Origin of the sequence: Yonghaparkia sp. Root332, assembly GCF_001425665.1 — a bacterium.
Taxonomy (GTDB): domain Bacteria; phylum Actinomycetota; class Actinomycetes; order Actinomycetales; family Microbacteriaceae; genus Microcella.
In genome coordinates this window covers 527,545-546,732 of sequence record NZ_LMCX01000001.1, presented here as the reverse complement: position 1 = coordinate 546,732, position 19,188 = coordinate 527,545, and the positions used below count along the sequence as shown (strand labels likewise).

The 19,188-nt window shown below is 71.7% G+C and carries 19 protein-coding genes and 1 tRNA gene; 13 read left to right on the top strand and 7 right to left on the bottom strand.

The window, feature by feature from the left end; genetic code table 11:
- Positions 1–11: 11 nt before the first annotated feature.
- Positions 12–1,337 carry an ATP-dependent RecD-like DNA helicase gene (locus ASC54_RS02580; RefSeq protein ID WP_055896488.1) on the top strand — a complete coding sequence of 442 codons (1,326 nt, stop codon included), beginning with the start codon at positions 12–14 and terminating at the stop codon, positions 1,335–1,337.
- Between the two features lie 40 nt (positions 1,338–1,377).
- Here the strand turns inward: ASC54_RS02580 and ASC54_RS02575 are convergent, their stop codons facing one another.
- Together ASC54_RS02575 and ASC54_RS02570 are read right to left on the bottom strand one after the other, a co-directional pair.
- Positions 1,378–2,034: a hypothetical protein gene (locus tag ASC54_RS02575; RefSeq protein ID WP_055857771.1), complete on the bottom strand. Its 657-nt coding sequence runs from the start codon at positions 2,032–2,034 to the stop codon at positions 1,378–1,380.
- Positions 2,035–2,085: 51 nt separating this feature from the next.
- Positions 2,086–2,529 (bottom strand): DUF4383 domain-containing protein, encoded by a 444-nt coding sequence (locus ASC54_RS02570; RefSeq protein ID WP_055857774.1) that lies wholly within the window; start codon positions 2,527–2,529, stop codon positions 2,086–2,088.
- 69 nt (positions 2,530–2,598) lie between these two features.
- Between ASC54_RS02570 and ASC54_RS02565 the strand changes: the two genes are divergently transcribed.
- Positions 2,599–2,961: a VOC family protein gene (locus ASC54_RS02565; RefSeq protein WP_055857775.1), complete on the top strand. Its 363-nt coding sequence runs from the start codon at positions 2,599–2,601 to the stop codon at positions 2,959–2,961.
- A gap of 27 nt (positions 2,962–2,988) precedes the next feature.
- Here the strand turns inward: ASC54_RS02565 and ASC54_RS02560 are convergent, their stop codons facing one another.
- Both ASC54_RS02560 and ASC54_RS02555 read right to left on the bottom strand, forming a co-directional pair.
- Entirely contained in the window at positions 2,989–3,378 is a 390-nt protein-coding gene (locus ASC54_RS02560) for a pyridoxamine 5'-phosphate oxidase family protein (RefSeq protein WP_055896486.1), read from the bottom strand.
- Between the two features lie 76 nt (positions 3,379–3,454).
- Positions 3,455–3,525 (bottom strand) — tRNA-Gly (locus ASC54_RS02555).
- Positions 3,526–3,589: 64 nt separating this feature from the next.
- Between ASC54_RS02555 and dcd the strand changes: the two genes are divergently transcribed.
- A complete protein-coding gene (gene dcd / locus ASC54_RS02550; RefSeq protein ID WP_055857779.1) occupies positions 3,590–4,186 on the top strand; it encodes a dCTP deaminase in 597 nt (198 codons plus the stop codon).
- A gap of 49 nt (positions 4,187–4,235) precedes the next feature.
- Here dcd and ASC54_RS02545 read toward each other — a convergent pair whose 3' ends face one another.
- Positions 4,236–4,607, bottom strand: a complete 372-nt coding sequence (locus ASC54_RS02545; protein ID WP_235451366.1) for a response regulator transcription factor — start codon at positions 4,605–4,607, stop codon at positions 4,236–4,238.
- A gap of 87 nt (positions 4,608–4,694) precedes the next feature.
- Here ASC54_RS02545 and ASC54_RS02540 point away from each other — a divergent pair, with 87 nt between their 5' ends.
- Positions 4,695–6,749 carry an ATP-binding protein gene (locus ASC54_RS02540; protein ID WP_055896484.1) on the top strand — a complete coding sequence of 685 codons (2,055 nt, stop codon included), beginning with the start codon at positions 4,695–4,697 and terminating at the stop codon, positions 6,747–6,749.
- 16 nt (positions 6,750–6,765) lie between these two features.
- Here ASC54_RS02540 and idi read toward each other — a convergent pair whose 3' ends face one another.
- Positions 6,766–7,302 carry an isopentenyl-diphosphate Delta-isomerase gene (idi, locus tag ASC54_RS02535; protein ID WP_055857784.1) on the bottom strand — a complete coding sequence of 179 codons (537 nt, stop codon included), beginning with the start codon at positions 7,300–7,302 and terminating at the stop codon, positions 6,766–6,768.
- 21 nt (positions 7,303–7,323) lie between these two features.
- Between idi and ASC54_RS02530 the strand changes: the two genes are divergently transcribed.
- From ASC54_RS02530 to ASC54_RS02505, 6 genes are read left to right on the top strand one after another with little or no spacing between them, the layout of a single operon-like run.
- Positions 7,324–8,394: a polyprenyl synthetase family protein gene (locus ASC54_RS02530; RefSeq protein WP_235451365.1), complete on the top strand. Its 1,071-nt coding sequence runs from the start codon at positions 7,324–7,326 to the stop codon at positions 8,392–8,394.
- Positions 8,391–9,287, top strand: a complete 897-nt coding sequence (locus ASC54_RS13020) for a squalene/phytoene synthase family protein (RefSeq protein ID WP_055896483.1) — start codon at positions 8,391–8,393, stop codon at positions 9,285–9,287. Before ASC54_RS02530 ends, ASC54_RS13020 begins: the two co-directional genes overlap by 4 nt.
- Positions 9,284–10,858: a phytoene desaturase family protein gene (crtI, locus tag ASC54_RS13015; RefSeq protein WP_055896481.1), complete on the top strand. Its 1,575-nt coding sequence runs from the start codon at positions 9,284–9,286 to the stop codon at positions 10,856–10,858. Before ASC54_RS13020 ends, crtI begins: the two co-directional genes overlap by 4 nt.
- Complete coding sequence (locus ASC54_RS02515) at positions 10,855–11,217, top strand: lycopene cyclase domain-containing protein (RefSeq protein WP_369813313.1); 363 nt, start codon at positions 10,855–10,857, stop codon at positions 11,215–11,217. The genes crtI and ASC54_RS02515 overlap by 4 nt, the downstream gene beginning before the upstream one ends.
- Entirely contained in the window at positions 11,214–11,531 is a 318-nt protein-coding gene (locus ASC54_RS02510; RefSeq protein WP_055896479.1) for a lycopene cyclase domain-containing protein, read from the top strand. The genes ASC54_RS02515 and ASC54_RS02510 overlap by 4 nt, the downstream gene beginning before the upstream one ends.
- Complete coding sequence (locus ASC54_RS02505) at positions 11,528–12,391, top strand: prenyltransferase (protein ID WP_055896477.1); 864 nt, start codon at positions 11,528–11,530, stop codon at positions 12,389–12,391. Before ASC54_RS02510 ends, ASC54_RS02505 begins: the two co-directional genes overlap by 4 nt.
- Here the strand turns inward: ASC54_RS02505 and ASC54_RS02500 are convergent.
- Complete coding sequence (locus tag ASC54_RS02500; protein WP_055857794.1) at positions 12,354–12,677, bottom strand: hypothetical protein; 324 nt, start codon at positions 12,675–12,677, stop codon at positions 12,354–12,356. The genes ASC54_RS02505 and ASC54_RS02500 overlap by 38 nt on opposite strands.
- A gap of 71 nt (positions 12,678–12,748) precedes the next feature.
- On the opposite strand from ASC54_RS02500, the gene glgX reads away from it, so the two are divergent.
- Genes glgX through treZ form a run of 3 tightly spaced genes read left to right on the top strand, consistent with a single transcriptional unit; the run spans position 12,749 to position 19,187 of the window.
- The gene (gene glgX, locus ASC54_RS02495; protein ID WP_055896474.1) at positions 12,749–14,956 is read left to right on the top strand and encodes a glycogen debranching protein GlgX; all 2,208 of its coding nucleotides are present in this window, start codon (positions 12,749–12,751) and stop codon (positions 14,954–14,956) included.
- A complete protein-coding gene (gene treY / locus ASC54_RS02490; RefSeq protein ID WP_055896472.1) occupies positions 14,953–17,379 on the top strand; it encodes a malto-oligosyltrehalose synthase in 2,427 nt (808 codons plus the stop codon). The genes glgX and treY overlap by 4 nt, the downstream gene beginning before the upstream one ends.
- Entirely contained in the window at positions 17,376–19,187 is a 1,812-nt protein-coding gene (gene treZ / locus ASC54_RS02485) for a malto-oligosyltrehalose trehalohydrolase (RefSeq protein WP_055896469.1), read from the top strand. The genes treY and treZ overlap by 4 nt, the downstream gene beginning before the upstream one ends.
- Position 19,188 lies beyond the last annotated feature (1 nt).

The window sequence follows — 19,188 nt, the reverse complement described above, 5'->3', positions numbered from 1 at the left end:
CCCTGGCTGGCATGCCCGATCGACCCGACGGCGGCCTCGCCGCAGAGCAGCGGGCGGTGCTCGAGCTCATCGAGTCGACGCGCGACCACGTGTTCGTCACGGGGCGCGCGGGCACGGGCAAGTCGACGCTGCTGCAGGCGTTCCTCGCCGCGACCGATCGCACCGTCATCGTGTGCGCGCCGACGGGCGTGGCGGCGCTCACCGTCGGCGGGCAGACGATCCACTCGCTGTTCCGGCTGCCGATCGGGCTCATCGCCGACCAGGAGCTCGAGAACCCGCCGCAGCTCGCGCGCCTCCTCGGCGAGGTCGACACCGTCGTCATCGACGAGATCTCGATGGTCAGCGCCGATCTCATGGACGCGATCGATCGCCGCCTGCGCCAGTCGCGCCGCCGGCCGCACGAGCCTTTCGGCGGCGCGCAGGTGGTCCTCTTCGGCGACCCGTACCAGCTCGCCCCGGTGCCGGGCCGCGACGAGGGCGAGCGCGCCTACTACGCCGACCACTACCGCTCGATGTGGTTCTTCGACGCGAAGGTGTGGCGCGAGGCCGACCTGCGCATAGTCGAGCTGCAGACCATCCACCGCCAGCAGGACGAGGCGTTCCGCGCGATGCTCTCGGCCGTCCGCCACGGGGAGGTCACGCCGGAGATCGGGCGCGCCCTCAACGAGGCCGGCGCGCGCCCCGCCCCGACGGAGGGCATCCTGACCCTCGCGACGACGAACGCGACCGTCACCCGCATCAACACGGATGCCCTGCGCCGGCTCCCCGGAGCCCCGAAGACGGCGCGCGCCGACATCGCGGGCGAGTTCGGCGGGCGAGGCGGCTACCCCGCCGACGAGACGCTCGAGCTGAAGATCGGCGCGCAGGTGATGTTCCTGCGCAACGACACCGGCGGCGACGGCACCCCGCGCTGGGTCAACGGCACGCTCGGCACCGTCGAGCGCATCGGCAAAACCGTGTGGGTCGACGTCGAGGGCGAGAGCTTCGAGGTGCTGCCGGCGGTGTGGGAGAAGTACCGGTACACCTACTCGGCGGCGACGAAGCGCGTCACGCGCGATGTCGTGGCGGAGTTCACGCAGTTCCCGCTGCGGCTGGCGTGGGCGGTGACGATCCACAAGTCGCAGGGCTCGACCTACGATCAGGCGATCGTCGATCTCGGGCCGCGGGCGTTCGCTCCCGGTCAGGCGTACGTGGCGCTGTCGCGCATCCGATCGATCGAGGGCCTCTATCTGACGCGCGGGCTGCGGCCGAGCGACGTGATCGTCGACGAGGACGTGCGACGGTTCATGGCCGACGTCGAGCCGGTCATCGGGCGGGCGGTCGAGAAGGCCGTCTGAGTCGCCGACCGACCCCGCCGGCGGGGCGCGGCCGGAGGGGTCAGGGCGTGTGGCCGGCGTGACCCTCGTGCCCGACCGGGACGGCGAAGCGCGGCGCGTCGTCCTCCGCCTCGGCCGCTGCGGCCCCCTGGCCGGCACGCTCGCCGTCCGCCTCGGTGGCGGTCCGGCCCGTGAGCGACGCGACGGGACCACCTGGCACGACATCGGGTCGGGCCGACGCGACGGCGGGAGCCGAGACGAGACCGGTGACGAGCGCCGCGGCGACGAGGACCGCCGCCTGACGGGCGGGGCGGCCGGGGCGGCCGGGGCCGACGGGCTGCTCGGTGCGAGCATCCGTCGCCCGGAGTCGACGCGCCGCGCTCGCGGCGACGAGCGCACCGGCGAAGGCGAGGAGGGCGGCTCCGAGCAGGGTCGGCTGCAGGAGGGCGCCAGTCAGATCGGGGCGCTCGAGCGCGCTCGCGATCGTCAGGGCGCCGGTGGGCACGACGACGGGGAGCACGAGGAGCGCCGCGAGTGCCCCCGGATGGTCGGCGAGAGCGCCGCGGGCGACGGCGGCGGCGCCGGTGGCCTCCGCGAGGCCGAGGGTGCCGAGCAGGATGGCGACGGCGGATGCCGGGCCGGTCGCGGCGACGGCGAGATGCACGACGCTCGCGCCGAGCAGAGCGAGCGCGGCGAGAGCGCGGTGCGTCTGGGTCATGCCCATCATTCGGCGCGGGGTTCTCGGCGGATGGCCGCCTTCAGCAGCGTCTCAGGCAGCGGGGGCGGCGCCCGAGCCGCTCTCGACGGCTCCCCCGGCGGCGCGGTCGGCGCCGAGGCTCGCGGGAAGCAGCAGCGCGGCCGAGGCGAAGAGCACGAGCACGTCGCTCGGGGTGAGGGCGAGCACGTTGGCGGGGGTCCCGATCAGGTAGAGGCCGGCGACGCCGAACACCAGCAGGAACGTACCCATGATCGCGTTGACGCGCCGCGCCGCGGCGAGCGAGCGCAGACCCGCGACGATCAGCACGCCTCCGATGGCCATCGACACGACCGAGTGCAGCGGGTTCGCGGTGAAGTAGGCGATGACGAGCACGCCGGCGGGGTCGAGCGGGGGAGTTCCGAACGACACGACGAATCCGACCGCCCCGAGCAGCAGGTGGGCCGCGCCGAGCCCGACGGCGAAGGCGCGGTTCGCGGTGAGGTCGGCGAGGTGCACGCGACCACGCTACCCGGCGCGCACTGCGGGCGTCGGGGGTACGCTCGCCGTCACCGGAGGGAGATCACCATGACCGACCGCGCCAACCCCGCCCTGCCCGCTCGCGATCTCGCCGCGACGGCCGAGTTCTACGGCCGCTTCGGCTTTCACGCGGTGCACCACGACGAGTCGTGGCTGCGCGTGCGCCGCGGCCGCATCGAGCTCGAGTTCTTCCCCCACGCCGACCTCGACCCGACGGCGAGCGCGCACCAGTGCGTCATCCGCGTCGGCGAGCTGGATGCGCTTCATGCGGCGATGGCCGCGGCGGGGGTCCCCCAGTCGACCACGGGCATCCCCCGCCTGACGCCCATCGCGATGCAGGCGTGGGGTCGGCGCGCGGCGTTCCTCGTCGACCTCGACGGCTCGCAGCTCGCCCTCGTCGAGGAGCGCTGAGGAGAACGCGGGCGCGGACGCGGGCGCTCAGCCGCGGCCGTCGCGCATGCCGCTCGAGCCGAGCACGCGCTCGACAGTGAGCTCGAGCACCGCGCGCTCGGGGTTCGGGCGCGGCTGGCGGTAGCGCGCGGCGTACAGCTCGACGGCGCGGGCGACCGATTCCGCATCGGTGAGCACCCGCACGGGCCCCTCGAAGCTGATCCAGCGCGCGCCGTCGACGCTGCTGACGGATGCCCGGCCCGACCGCCGCGCATTGACGAACTTCTGCGACCCCCGGCTGCCGATCACGCGCACGACGCCGTCGAGGTACGTGAAGCCGACCGGCACCGCGTGCGTGCGCGCGTCACGGTCCACCGTCGCGAGCGTTCCGAGGTGGCGCTCGGTCACGAACGCGAGCCCAGCATCCGTCAGCTGCATCTGTCTCCGATCAGGGGCGGGACTCGCGGAACGATGCGTTCGCCGCAGGAACGGCGGCGAAGCAGAGGAAGCGGAGAGGGGATGACGGGAATCGAACCCGCGCTATCAGCTTGGGAAGCTGAAGTTCTGCCATTGAACTACATCCCCGGTCGCACGCCCGAAGGGTGCTGCTCCAGTGTAGCGAACCTCGCCGCGTCGATAGGCTGACCGCATGCTGCTGAGCGATCGCGACATCCGTGCCGAACTCGAGTCGGGCCGCATCGGCCTCGACCCGCTCGACCTGGCGATGGTGCAGCCGTCGAGCGTCGACGTGCGCATCGACTCGTTCTTCCGGCTGTTCGACAACCACAAGTACCCCTACATCGACCCCGCCGAGGAGCAGCCCGAGCTCACCCGCCTGGTCGAGGCGAAGGCCGACGAGCCGTTCATCCTGCACCCGGGCGAGTTCGTGCTCGGCGCCACCTACGAGCAGGTGAGCCTGCCCGACGACATCGCCGCGCGCCTCGAGGGCAAGAGCTCGCTCGGTCGACTCGGCCTGCTGACCCACTCGACGGCGGGCTTCATCGACCCGGGCTTCAGCGGTCACGTGACTCTCGAGCTCAGCAACGTCGCGACGCTGCCGATCAAGCTGTGGCCGGGCATGAAGATCGGCCAGTTGTGCTTCTTCCGCCTCAGCTCGCCCGCCGAGAACCCGTACGGGACGGGCGCCTACCTCAACCGCTACCAGGGCCAGCGCGGCCCGACCGCCTCGCGGTCGTTCCAGAACTTCCACCGCACGGTCATCGCGCGCTCCGACTCCGCCGACTGATCGTCGCCAGGGGGCGGATGCTCGGCTCGCGCCGCTCAGAGCCCTCGATCTACGCGGCGGCCTCGAGCAGTATGGCGATCCGCTCGACGAGCTCGCGCGAGCTGAACGGCTTCACGATGTAGTCGTTCGCCCCGGCCGCGAAGGCGCGGTCGACGTCGTTCTGCTGCGAGCGCGCGGTGAGCATGAGCACCTTGATGCGGCCGCCGACCTCGTCAGCGCGCAGCCGCTCGAGCACCTCGATGCCGTCGAGCTTGGGCATCATCCAGTCGAGGATGATGAGGTCGGGGCTCTCCGACAGAGCGAGCTCGAGCCCGCGCTCGCCGTCGCTCGCGCTCTGGACGTCGTGGCCCGCACCGCGCACTCGATTCTCGAGCAGCAGCAGAACGTCGGGCTCATCTTCGACGATCAGGATTCGCGACACGATTCCCCTCTCCGGTGTTCAGACTCTAGTCTCACGAGTGACACGCATTCGACCTTTCGGGCGCCGCGTCGCGAGAGGAGCACCCCCATGGGTCAAGCGGGCATCGCGACCCAGCTCTGGTACGCCACCCCGGGCATCCGGCGCGCCGGGATCACGGCGCTCGTCGTGATGACGGGCATCATCGGCTGGCTGAGCGTGGCGACCCGCGTCGAGGGCTCGCCGATCGCGCCGTGGTGGCCGGCGGCGGGTGTCGCCGCGATCGCGGTGCTCGCCTCGCGCGGCTCGCGACTGGTGGTGACCGCGGGCATCTTCGTGGCCGCCCTCGCCGCGAACGCCCTCCTCGGCCGCGAGTTCGGCCTGACCGTCGGGTACGCCGTCGCCAATGCGGCCGAGGCCTACGTCGTCGCGCAGTTCGCCTCGCGCGGCGGCCCGGAGGCCCGACTCGACAGCCTGCGCGACGTCAGCCGCTTCATCATCGCCGTCGTGCTCGGGGCCCTCGTCATGGGCCTGCTCGGCGGGCTGACCGCGGCGCTCGCCGTCGGCGCCGACTTCCTGAGCTCGGCCTTCGCGCTCGTGTCGTCGCACGGCTCCGCGATGCTCGTCGTCGCTCCCGTCGCCCTCGTCAGCAGACGCCTCGCGCGCGGCGTCCGCCGCCTCGAGGTCGTCGTGCAGCTGACGGTGCTCGTCGTCATCGTCGCGCTCGTCTTCTGGCCGGGCAACACCCTCCCGCTCGCCTTCGTCCCGCTCGTCGCGCTCCTCTGGGCGGCGTTCCGGCTGCCGATCACGGTGGTCGCCGTCGAGCTCCTCGTCGTCGCCGTGCTCGCGACGACTCTCGCCGGCATGGGCGGCGGCGCGATCGGCCAGTACACCGACTCCGACCCGCGCATCGCGGCCGTGCTCCTGCAGCTCTTCCTCGTCGTCCACGCGTGCGCCGCGCTCTTCGTCTCCGCGGCCCGCAACGACTGGGCCAACGTCGTCACGCAGCTCGGCGCGCGGGAGGCGCTCCTGCGCGGCGGCATCGTGAACTCGGAGACGGGCATCCTCATCGCCGAGATCCTCGACGGCGACCGCCTCCGCGTCGTCGGCGTCAACCCGACCGCCCTGGTCGCGCTCGGCCGCGAGACCATGCCGCCGACGTGGGGGGTGGTCGGTCTGCGCATCTCGCGGGGGCAGCCCGTGTTCGGCGTGGCGGAGCTCGACGACGCCATCCGGCGCCGTGAGATCGCCCGACTCGAGCTCGAGCGTGAGGGCCGCCGCTTCGACGTCGACCTCGGCCTGCACGACGGCGTGGGCGGTGCGACGGTCATGACGATCGTCTTCACCGACGTCACCACGCGCGGCGAGCGCGAGCGCCGTGCGATCCAGGCCGCGGAGCAGATGCGCGACCTCAACCGGCAGAAGGACGACTTCATCGCCTCGGTGAGCCACGAGCTGCGCACTCCCGTCACGAGCATCCTCGGCTTCGTCGAGGATCTCGACGGTGCCGACCTGAAGCCCGCCGAGCGCGTCGCGACCGATGTCATCGCCCGCAATGCGCGACGACTCGCCGACGTCATCGAGGACGTCCTCGAGCTCGGGAAGCTCAGCTCGTCGGCGGCGGTGTCGCGGCCCACGGTCTCGTTCGACGTCATCGCTGTGACCCGCCACTGCGCGCAGGACGCGGAGGGCCTCGCCGTCGGGCGGGCGGTCAGCATGCGCGTCGAGTCCCCGGTCGATGCCCTCCCGATTCGCTCCGTGCCGCAGGACCTCACGCGCGTGCTGGCGAACCTCCTGTCGAACGCGGTGAAGTTCACTCCCGACGGGGGAGAGGTCGAGGTGCGCGTCGATCCGAGCGCGGACGGGGTCGTCATCTCGATCGCCGATCACGGACCGGGCATCCCGCCCGCCGTGCTCGATCAGGTCTGGGAGCGCTTCTACCGCGTCTCCGACGCCGAGCACCGTGACGTCCCCGGGACGGGTCTCGGCCTGCCGATCGTGCGCTCGCTCGTCGAGCAGCGGCTGGGCGGCCGCGTCGAGCTCGAATCCGACGGCGCCTCGGGCACGACCGCGCGCGTTCACCTCCCGTGGGACCGCGATGCGGCGACGGCGGAGGCCTCTCCTGCGATCGACGAGGACGACGCCGTGAGCGCCGGCCACGCCTGACGCGCGGCGCGGGCCGCTACGGCGCCCTGTAGTCGCCCTGCCACGCGGCGAGCTGCCACCCGAGCCACGGGCTGTAGGCGAAGGGGGTCGCCGTCACAGCCGAGCGCAGGGCCTCCGGCTCGACCCACGCCCATTCGGCGACCTCGTCGTCGGCCGGCGCGGGGTCACCCTCGGCGATCGCGGTGAACACGGGGCAGATCTCGTTCTCGACGATGCCCGAGGCGTCGACGGCGCGGTACCGGAAGTCGGGCAGCGCGCTGCGCACCGAGTGCACTCGCAGTCCGAGCTCGCGCTCGGCGCGGCGCGCGATCGCCTCGACGAAGTCCTCATCGGGCGCGGGGTGACCGCAGAAGCTGTTCGTCCACACGCCCGGCCAGGTCGCCTTACCGAGGGCCCGGCGGGTCACGAGAACCCACCCCCGCTCATCGAACACGTGGCACGAGAAGGCCAGGTGCAGCGGGGTGTCGTCGGTGTGGACGGTCGCCTTGGGGGCGGTGCCGACGGGCGTGCCGTCCTCGGCGAGGAGGACGACGTTCTCGGGGATTCCGGTCATGGGTGCCGCTAGTCTGCTGAGGTGGATCGACACGACAGGGTGGCGGTGGCCGCGGAGCGCGGCGCCCTGGTCGACGCTGTTCTGGAGCGCTTCTTCAGCCTATCCAAGAAGCGCGCGACGCCCCTGGGCGCCCCGTACGAGCACCTCTGGGGTCTGCTCGAGCGCAACACGCAGGGCGGCAAGCGCTTCCGCCCGCGCATGGTCATGGCCGCCTACGCCGGCCTCGGCGGCGACGACATGGATGCCGCGGCGTACATCGGCGCGAGCTTCGAGCTGCTGCACACCGCGCTCATCGTGCACGACGACGTGATCGATCGCGACTTCGTGAGGCGGGGCATCCCGAACATCTCGGGCTCGTACCGCGACCACGCCGTCGACCGCGGCGCGAGCGTCGAGATCGCCGAGCATCGCGGGGTCTCCGCCGCCGTCATCGCCGGGGACCTCGCCCTCTTCAACTCCTACCGGCTCATCGACAAGAGCGGCGTGACGGGCGAGATGCGCGACCGCCTCCTCGACATCCTCGACGAGGCGATGTTCGCGAGCGCCGCGGGCGAGCTCATCGACGTCGACCTCTCGATGGCGACGACGACCCCTCTCGTCGACGACATCCTCACGATGGAGCGCCTCAAGACCGCCGTCTACTCCTTCGAGACGCCGCTCCAGGCCGGCGCCGTGCTCGCGGGGGCCGGGGAGGAGACCGTCGCGACGCTCGGCGAGTTCGGGCGCGAGATCGGCATCGCCTACCAGATCGTCGACGACGTCCTGGGCGTCTTCGGCGAGGAGGAGGCGACGGGAAAGACGACGATCGGCGACCTCCGCGAGGGCAAGCGCACCGTCATGATCGCCTTCGCGTGCTCGACTCCGGAGTGGGCGCGGCTGCGCGAGCTCATCGGCGACCCCGACCTCACGCACGCGCAGGCCATCGAGGCGCGCCTGCTCCTCGTCCAGTGCGGGGCCAAGGCCTTCGCCGAGGACCTCGCCCGCGGTTACGCGCAGCGCGCCCTGACGCGTCTGGCCGAGCCGCACATCCCCGCCGCCCTCCGCGACGAGCTCCACCCCGTCGCCGAGACCGTCCTGAACAGGGTGAGATGACGCGCTTGAGCCTGTACGACCGCACGGCCGACGAGGTCGCGGGGGTCGTGATCCGCCGCTACTCGACGTCGTTCGGCCTGGCCTCCCGCCTGCTGGGGCCGGGCATCCGCCAGCACGTCGAGAACATCTACGCCCTCGTGCGCGTCGCCGACGAGATCGTCGACGGCGGCGTCGCCGAGGCGGGCCTCGATCAGGCCGCGGCCGGGCGCTACCTCGACGAGCTCGAGGCCGACACGAACCAGGCCATGGAGCACGGCTACAGCTCCAACCTCGTCGTGCACGCCTTCGCGCGCACCGCGCGGGAGGTCGGCTTCGGCCGCGAGCTCACCGAGCCGTTCTTCCACTCGATGCGCATGGACCTCACCGACACCGAGCACGACCAGGCGAGCTTCGACCTCTACGTCTACGGCTCGGCGGAGGTCGTCGGGCTCATGTGCCTCCGAGCCTTCATGCAGGAAGCCCCGGTGAGCGGCGACCAGAATGACCGCATGGTGCGCGGCGCCCGAGCCCTGGGCGCGGCGTTCCAGAAGGTCAATTTCCTCCGCGACCTCTCGGCCGACTTCGAGACCCTCGGTCGCAGCTACTTCCCGGGGGTCCGCGTTGACTCGTTCACGGAAGAGGAGAAGCACCGCTTGCTCGACGACATCGACGACGATCTGCGGATGTCCGCCGCCGTCCTCCCGGACCTCCCGGCGTCCAGCCGGCGGGCCGTCGCCCTCGCCCAGGGCCTCTTCGCCGAGCTCGCCGCACGGCTGCGCCGCACGCCCGCGAACGAGCTCGTGCGCACCCGAGTGCGCGTGCCCGACCCCGTCAAGCTCCGCATCGCCGCGAGCGTTCTCGCCGGTCGCCTGCCCCAGCCCGCCCCCGCCCGCGCCTCGGCGGTGACCGCGTGAGTCGCGTCGTCGTCATCGGGGGCGGCATCGCGGGTCTCGCGAGCGCGGCCCTCCTCGCCCGCGAGGGCCACGAGGTCACGCTCGTCGAGAAGCGCGACGCCACGGGCGGCCGCGCCGGCTCGTGGGAGTCCGACGGCTTCCGCTTCGACACCGGCCCCAGCTGGTACCTCATGCCCGAGGTATTCGACCACTTCTTCAGGCTCCTCGGCACGAGCGCCGCCGAGCAGCTCGAGCTCGTGCAGCTCGACCCCGGGTACCGCGTCATCACGCAGGGCCACGACGAGTGGACGGACGTCGCGGCGACGCGCGAGGAGAACGTCGCGCTGTTCGAGTCGATCGAGCAGGGCGCGGGCGTCGAGCTCGAGCGCTACCTCGACTCCGCGTACGACACGTATGAGATGGCCAAGCGCCGCTTCCTCTACACGAGCTTCGAGTCGTTCGGCCCGCTGCTGACGACCGACGTGCTCAAGCGCGCGCCGAAGCTCGTGAAGATGCTCCTGCAGAACCTCGACACGTACGTCGCCAACCGCTTCGACGACCTGCGCCTGCGCCAGGTGCTCGGCTACCCGGCCGTCTTCCTCGGCTCCTCGCCCTTCGACACCCCGTCGATGTACCACCTCATGAGCCACCTCGACCTCGCCGACGGCGTGCTCTACCCGATGGGCGGCTTCACGACGCTCATCGAGCGCATCCACGCGGTCGCCGAGCAGCACGGCGTGACGATCCGCACGAGCGCGCCCGCCGGTCGCATCCTCGTCGACGAGGCCTCGAGCGCCGCGCGCGGCGTCGAGCTCGAGTCGGGCGAGGTGATCGACGCCGACATCGTCGTCTCGGCCGCCGACCTGCACCACACCGAGACCCAGCTGCTGCCCGAGCGCTTCCAGTCGTACCCCGAGGAGTACTGGAGCGACCGCAACCCCGGCCCGAGCGCCCTGCTCATGTATCTCGGCGTGAAGGGCGAGCTGCCGAACCTCGAGCACCACACGCTGCTGTTCGCGGCCGACTGGCGCGAGAACTTCGAGGCGATCTTCGGCGAGAACTCGCGCCTGCCCGACCCGGCCTCGCTGTACATCTGCAAGCCGAGCGGCGTCGACCCCTCCGTCGCCCCCGAGGGTCACGAGAACCTCTTCGTGCTCGTCCCCGCACCCGCCGACCTGTCGCTCGGCCGCGGCGAGGTCGACGGCGACGGCGACACCCCGCTCGAGGTCTACGCCGACCGCATCATCGCCCAGATCGCCGAGTGGACGAAGACCCCCGACCTCGCCGACCGCATCGTCCTCCGCCGCACGTACGGCCCCGGCGACTTCCACGCCGACCTCAACGCCTGGCGCGGCAGCATGCTCGGCCCGGCGCACACGCTCAAGCAGAGCGCGTTCTTCCGCACCGGCAACGTGTCGAAGAAGGTGCGCGGCCTCTACTACGCGGGCGCGTCCACGATTCCGGGCATCGGTCTGCCGATGTGCCTCATCAGCGCCGAGGTGCTCATCAAGCGCCTGCGCGGCGACACCTCGACGGGTCCGCTCCCCGAGCCCCTCGAGGCGAGCAGGCCGGCGGCGGCGCCCGCGGCGTGATCGGCCTCAGCTACCTCGCCGCGCTCGCGATCGCGATCACGGGCATGGTGATGCTCGATCGCCGATTCCGCTTGTTCTTCTGGCGCGACTGGCGCCGGGCATCCGTCGTGCTGCCGCTGGGGGTGGCGTTCTTCCTCGTCTGGGACGTCTTCGGCATCGCGCTCGGCATCTTCTTCCGCGGGCAGACCGAGTTCATGACGGGGCTGCTGATCGGGCCCGAGCTGCCGATCGAGGAGGTCGTCTTCCTCACCCTGCTGAGCTATCTCACGATGAACTCCTACGCGGCGGCGGGCGACCTGCTCGACGCGCGGAGCCGGCGCCGGGCATCCGTCGCCGCCGACGGACGGGGCGCGGGATGACCTACACCCTCCTCAACATCGTCTTCCTGGGGGTCGTCGTCCTCGTCGCGGTCGCGGCCGTCGTCGCCCGTCGATCGCCGCGCTGGCGCGCGATCGGGCTCGCCGCCGTGCTCCTGCTCACGATGACGGCGGTCTTCGACAACGTCATCATCGGCACGGGCCTCGTCGCGTACGACGACAGCCTCATCAGCGGCCTGCGCATCGGCCTCGCCCCGATCGAGGACTTCGCGTACACGGTCGCCGCCCTCGTCCTGCTGCCCGCGGTGTGGGAGCTCCTCGCCCGCCGCCGCCCGCGGCAGGATGAGCACTCGTGAGGACCATCGGCCAGCTGCTCGTCAGCTCGCGCCCCCTGAGCTGGATCAACACGGCTTTCCCGTTCGGAGCCGCGTACCTGATCACGGCGGGGCGGCTCGACCTCGCGTTCTGGGTGGGCACGATCTTCTTCCTGATCCCGTACAACCTCGCGATGTACGGCATCAACGACGTCTTCGACTACGAGAGCGATCTGCGGAACCCCCGTAAGGGCGGCGTCGAGGGGGCGCTGCTCGACCCGCGCATCCACCGCACGACGCTCGTCGCAGCGGGTCTCTCGTGCCTGCCGTTCCTGGTGGTCCTCATCGCGCTCGGCGGGCCGCTGTCGTGGTTCGTCCTCGCGATCAGCATGTTCGCCGTCGTCGCGTACTCGGCGAAGGGGCTGCGCTTCAAGGAGAAGCCCTTCCTCGACTCGCTCACCTCGAGCACCCACTTCGTGAGCCCCGCCGTCTACGGCCTGGTGCTCGCCGGGGCGACCTTCACCCCGCAGCTCTGGCTGATCCTCGCGGCGTTCTTCCTCTGGGGCATCGCGAGTCACGCATTCGGAGCGGTGCAGGACGTCATCGCCGATCGCGAGGGCGGCATCTCGTCGATCGCGACCGTGATCGGCGCGCGCGCGACCGTGCGGTTCGCCGTCGCGAGCTACGTGCTCGCGGGTTTGCTGCTCCTCGGCACCGACTGGCCCGGGCCGCTCGCGGCGCTCGCCGCGGTGCCCTACGCCGTGAGCACCGCGCAGTGGTGGAGCGTGCGCGACGAGGACGCCGAGAGCGCCAACCGGGGGTGGAAGCGGTTCCTCTGGCTGAACTTCCTGGCCGGAGCCCTCGTCACGATCCTGCTGATCGTCTGGGTACTGGGCCGCTGAATCTGCTCGTCGGTGCTACCGTCAGCGACTTGTGGCAACGGAGCCCCCACCGCGCGCGCGCCTGATCCAGGTCGGTCCCTGCAGGGACCTCGATCTCTTCGAGCCGGCAGGGAACCTCCGCCGCGATCCAGAGCAGGTCGATACCCTCGACGTGCCGCAGGGGAACCAGCTCTCCTTCCCCCGCCTCGATGAGGGCGCGCATGCGTCGGTGGAAGATCAGGGCCATCTCCGTCTCGGCGATGTACCTGTTCCCGAAGTAGTGAACGACGTATCCGATGGCCCCCATAGTGAGGCACAGGCTAGGGGCCGAAGGGCAAAGATTCGAGGGAAACCCTCGAAAACGGAGGGGGCTTGACAATGCATTCATGGCCGGGCAGTGCGTATCCGCTGGGAGCCACGTTCGATGGCAACGGCACCAATTTCGCGATCTTCAGCGAGGCCGCCGAGCGCGTCGAGCTGTGCCTCATCGACGAGAGGCGCGGCGGCCGCCGCGTCGAGGAGCGCATCGAGCTCATCGAGGTCGACGCCTTCGTCTGGCACGCCTACCTGCCGAGCGTGCAGCCCGGGCAGCTCTACGGCTACCGTGTGCACGGCGTCGACGACCCGTCGACGGGTCGCCGGGCGAACCCGAGCAAGCTCCTGCTCGACCCGTACGCGAAGGCCGTCCACGGCCAGATCGACTGGGACGAGTCGCTCTTCCCCTACCGCTTCGACGCCCCCGACGAGCGCAACGACCTCGACTCGCTGCCGCACGCGATGCTCGGCGTCGTCATCAACCCGTTCTTCGACTGGGCGGGCGACCGCTCCCCGGGCATCCCCTACAGCCAGTCGGTCATCTACGAGGCGCACGTCAAGGGCCTCACGATGACGCACCCCGACATCCCGAAGGAGATCCGCGGGACGTACGCGGCCGTCGGGCACCCCGCGATCATCGAGCACCTGCGCCGCCTCGGCGTGACCGCGATCGAGCTCATGCCCGTGCACCAGTTCGTGCAGGACAAGCACCTCGTCGACCAGGGCCTCGCGAACTACTGGGGCTACAACACGATCGGCTTCCTCGCCCCGCACAACGCCTACTCCTCGGCGGGCGACCGCGGCCAGCAGGTGCAGGAGTTCAAGTCGATGGTGCGCGCCCTGCACGCCGCCGGCATCGAGGTCATCCTCGACGTGGTCTACAACCACACCGCCGAGGGCAACCACATGGGCCCGATGCTGAGCCTCAAGGGCATCGACAACGCCGCCTACTACCGGCTCATGGACGACGAGCCGCAGTACTACCGCGACTACACCGGTACCGGCAACAGCCTCAACGTGCGCCACCCGCACTCGCTCCAGCTCATCATGGACTCGCTGCGCTACTGGGTGACCGAGATGCACGTCGACGGGTTCCGGTTCGACCTCGCGGCGACGCTCGCGCGCGAGTTCTACGACGTCGACCGCCTGTCGGCGTTCTTCGACCTCGTTCAGCAGGATCCGATCGTGTCGCAGGTGAAGCTCATCGCCGAGCCGTGGGACATCGGACCCGGCGGCTACCAGGTCGGCAACTTCCCGCCCCAGTGGACGGAGTGGAACGGCAAGTACCGCGACACGGTCCGCGATTTCTGGCGCGGCGAGGAGGGAACGCTCGGCGAGTTCGCCGCGCGCCTCACGGGCTCGGCCGACCTCTACGAGGCCGACGGCCGCCGCCCGGTGGCGAGCATCAACTTCGTCACCGCGCACGACGGCTTCACGATGCGCGACCTCGTGTCGTACAACGAGAAGCACAACGACGCCAACGGCGAGAGCAACAACGACGGCGAGAGCCACAACCGCTCGTACAACCTCGGCGTCGAGGGACCGACGGACGACCCGATCATCCTCGCGCTGCGCGGCCGGCAGGTCCGCAACTTCCTCGCGACCCTTCTGCTGAGCCAGGGCGTGCCGATGATCGCCCACGGCGACGAGCTCGGCCGCACCCAGCAGGGCAACAACAACGTCTACGCGCAGGACAACGAGCTGGCCTGGGTCGACTGGGCGACCGCCGACACCTCGCTCGTCGAGTTCGTCGGCTCGCTCGCGCGGCTGCGGCGCGAGCATCCCACCTTCCGCCGCACCCGGTACTTCGACGGCCGGCCGGTCCGCCGCGGCAAGAGCGACCCGCTGCCCGACGTCGCGTGGCTGCGGCCCGACGGCTCCGCGATGGACGAGTCGGACTGGGAGTCGGGCTTCGGCCGCACGGTCGGCATCTACCTCAACGGCCACGGCATCCGGGGGCGGGATGCCCGGGGCGAGCGCATCACGGACGTCAACTTCCTCGTCTACTTCTCGGCCCACACCGAGCCGATCCAGCTGACGCTGCCGCCCGCCGAGTACGGCGCGCGCTGGGAGCGGCTCGTCGACACGAGCGGCCTCGGCGACACGGCCGCGGTGATCGACGCCGGCTCCTCGATGCAGCTCGAGGCGATCAGCCTGGTGGTGCTCCGCGAGCACGTCGAGGCGGAGCACACGGTCGACGACGCCGTGTCGCTGTCGCTCTCGCCGGCCCCGGTCGAGGTCATCGGCACCCCGGCGGTGACGCCCGCATGAGTCGCACCGAACTTCCCCGCTCGACGTACCGCCTGCAGGTGAGCCCCGAGTTCCCGCTCGACGAGGTCGCGGCGCTCGCCGACTACGTGCGCCTCCTCGGCGCCGACTGGCTCTACCTCTCACCGCTGCTGCAGGCGACGCGCGGCTCGCAGCACGGCTACGACGTCGTCGATCACGGCGCCGTCGACGCGGAGCGTGGCGGGCCCGAGGCCCTCGAGCGCGCGGCCAGGGCCGCCGTCGAGCGCGACCTCGGCGTGCTCGTCGACATCGTCCCGAACCACATGGGCGTCGCCGACCCGCGGCAGAACGACTGGTGGTGGAGCCTGCTGCGCGACGGGCGCGCGGGCGAGATCGCGGAGGCGTTCGACGTCGACTGGGCGTTCGGCGGGGATCGGGTGCGCATCCCCGTGCTCGGTGCCGAGCTCGACGAGGTCATCGCCGATGGGCACGTCGAGCTGCGCGATGATGCGATCGCGGTCTACGGCACCGAGTACCCGCTCGCCCCCGGCACCGCCGACGACGTCGACGAACGCGGTTCGGCGACTCCCGCGCAGCTGCGCGCGGTGCTCGACCGCCAGCACTACGAGCTCGTGCACTGGCGGCGCGCCGACTCCGAGCTCAACTACCGGCGCTTCTTCGCCGTGAGCACGCTCGCCGCCGTGCGCGTCGAGGTGCCGTGGGTGTTCGAGCGCTCGCACGCCGAGATCGTGCGCTGGGTGCGCGAGGGGCTCGTGCAGGGCATCCGCGTCGATCACCCGGACGGCCTGCTCGACCCGGGCGGGTACCTCGACGATCTCGCCGCCGCGACCGGCCACGCGCCGGTGTGGGTCGAGAAGATCCTCGAGGGTGACGAGCAGCTGCCCGCGTTCTGGCAGGTCGCCGGCACGACCGGCTACGACGCGCTCGCCACGATCGACCGCGTGCTCGTCGACGACGCCGGGCGCGGTGCGCTCGACGACCTCGACGCGCGCCTGCGGGCCGAGACGTCGACCGCCGGCCAGCTGCAGGAGTCGACCGCGGGCGGCGCCGACGAGCCCCAGCGGCTCGACTGGCACGCGCTCATCCGCCGCACCAAGCGGCGCATCGCCGACACGATCCTGCGCAGCGAGGTGCTGCGGCTCGAGCGCGAGCTGCCGCACGCCATCCCGGAGGCGGCCGACGCGCTCGCCGAGCTGCTCGCGTGCTTCCCCGTCTACCGCTCGTACCTGCCGGTCGGGGTCGAGCAGCTCGAGGCCGCGCTCGACTCCGCTCGGGCATCCCGCCCCGAGCTCGCGGCGACCTTCGACGCGCTCGCACCGCTCCTCGCCGACCCCGCCGAACCGCTCGCGCGCCGCTTCCAGCAGACCAGCGGCATGGTCATGGCGAAGGGCGTGGAGGACACCGCCTTCTATCGCTACTCGCGCCTGGCGTCCCTCACCGAGGTCGGCGCCGACCCGGCCGAGTTCGCCGTCGACGTCGACGAGTTCCACCGCCGGCAGCTCGTGCGTCAGGGCAGCTTCCCGGCCTCCCTCACGGCGCTCTCGACCCACGACACGAAGCGCGGGGAGGACACTCGGGCGCGCATCCACGTGCTCGCCGAGGTCCCCGAGGCGTGGGATTCGCTGCTCGCCGAGCTGCGCGAACGCGCCCCGATCGGCGACGGCCCCTTCGAGAACATCCTGTGGGAGTCGCTCGTCGGTGCCTGGCCGATCTCGGCAGAGCGCGCGCACGCGTACGCCGAGAAGGCCGCTCGCGAGGCCGGGACCGCCACGACGTGGACCGAGCCCGACGAGGCCTTCGAGACGCGCATGCACGACGCGATCGACGCCGTGCTCGGCGCGGGCGAGCTGCACGACCTCGTGCAGGAGTTCGTCGACGCCGTCGCCCCGTACGGCTGGTCGAACGCGCTCGCGGCGAAGCTGCTGCAGCTCGCCGCCCCGGGCGTCCCCGACGTCTACCAGGGCAGCGAGCTGTGGGAGACGAGCCTCGTCGACCCCGACAACCGCCGCCCCGTCGACTACGCCGCGCGGCGCGAGCTGCTCGCGCGCATCGACGGCGAGCACCCCTCGGCGACCCCCGGGTGGATGCCCGGCATCGACGCCGACGGAGCCGCCAAGCTCCTCGTCGCGAGTCGCGCCCTCCGCGTCCGCCGCGACCGGCCCGAGCTGTTCACCCGCTACGCGCCGCTGCCCGCGATCGGCTCCGCGGCCGCGCACGCCGTCGCCTTCGACCGCGGGGGAGCGGTCGCGATCGCGACGCGCCTGCCCGTCGGCCTCGAGCGCCTCGGCGGCTGGGGCGAGACCGTCGTCGTGCTGCCGCAGCGCCCCGTGCTCGACGCCTTCACGGGCCGCGTCTACGCCGGCGGCGAGCTGCGACTCGCCGACGTGCTCGAGCGCTACCCCGTTGCCCTCCTGGTGGAGGTCGAGCAGGATGACGCGGCATGAGCGAGCTGACTGACGGAACCGGCGGCCGCAGGTTCGACGCCCGCGTCTGGGCGCCCGCGGCCGAGCGGGTCGCGCTCCACCGCGTGCGCGCGGGAGCCGCGGAGCGGGTCGAGCTGACCCGCCACGGCGAGTGGTGGGTCGCGATCGGGGCGCTGGAAGCGCGTGATCGCTACGGGTTCCTGCTCGACGACGACGAGCATCCCCTGCCCGACCCGCGGTCGCGTCGCCAGCCCGACGGCGTGCACGGGCTCAGCGCGCTCGACGACCCCGCCGACGCCGACTGGCTCGACGACAACTGGCACGGCCGGCAGCTCGCCGGCGGCGTCATCTACGAGCTGCACATCGGCACCTACAGCCCCGAGGGCACGTTCGACGGGGCGATCGCGCGCCTCGACCACCTCGTCGAGCTCGGCGTCGACTTCGTCGAGCTGCTGCCGGTCAACGGGTTCAACGGCGAGCGCAACTGGGGGTACGACGGCGTCGCCTGGTTCGCCGTCCACGAGGCGTACGGCGGGCCGGCGGGCTATCGCCGCTTCGTCGACGCGTGCCACACGCGCGGGCTCGCCGTCATCCAGGACGTCGTGCACAACCACCTCGGCCCGAGCGGCAACTACCTGCCGCGGTTCGGCCCGTACCTGCACGCGCACTCGGCGAACACCTGGGGCGACTCGGTCAACCTCGGCAACCTCGAGGTGCGGCGCTTCGTGCTCGACAACGTCGCGATGTGGTTCGAGGACTTCCACGTCGACGGCCTGCGCCTCGACGCCGTGCACGCGCTCATCGACGACTCGCCGACGCACATCCTGCAGGCGATGGCGGAGGAGACCGACGCGCGCTCGACCCACCTCGGCCGCCCGCTCACGCTCATCGCCGAGAGCGACATGAACGACCCGCGGCTCATCCTGCCGCGCGAGGCCGGCGGCTACGGCCTCACCGCGCAGTGGAGCGACGACCACCACCACGCCATCCACGCGGCCGTCACCGGCGAGGCCGACGGCTACTACGCCGACTTCGCGACGGCGGATGCCCTGCCGAAGACCTCGACGAAGGGGTTCTTCCACGACGGGTCGTTCTCCTCGTTCCGCGAGCGCGCGCACGGCTTCCCCATCCCACCCGAGGTGCCGATGTGGCGCCTGGTGACGTTCACGCAGGATCACGACCAGATCGGCAACCGAGCGGCGGGCGACCGGATCTCGCAGTCGCTCGACGAGCGGGAGCTCGCGGTCGCGGCGGTGCTCAACCTCACGTCGCCGTTCACGCCCATGCTCTTCATGGGCGAGGAGTGGGGGGCGACGACCCCGTGGCAGTTCTTCACCTCGCACCCCGAGCCCGAGCTCGGCAGGGCGACCGCCGAGGGGCGGTTGGAGGAGTTCGTGAAGATGGGCTGGGACGAGTCGGTCGTGCCCGACCCGCAGGATCCGCAGACGTTCGAGCGCTCGAAGCTGCAGTGGCACGAGGTCGACGAGTCGCGGCACGCTCGCCTGCTCGCGCTGCACCGCACGCTCATCCGACTGCGGCGCGAGCTGCCCGAACTCACCGACCCGCGCTTCGAGCACACGCTCGCGGCGGGTGAGGGCGATGACGGGCTCGCGGTGTTCCGCCTCGATCGCGGGGCAGGCATCCAGTCGCCGCTCGGCGGCATCGTGAGCGTGTGCGCCGCCATCCGCGAGGAGGCCTCCTTCGAGGTCGGTGCGGAGGCCGCGCTCGAGCTGTCGACGACGCCCGACGCGACTCTCGTCGACGGCGTGCTGACGCTGCCGGCGCGCTCGGCCGCGGTCGTACGGGTGCGCGCGGCGCGCGCCGTCTGAG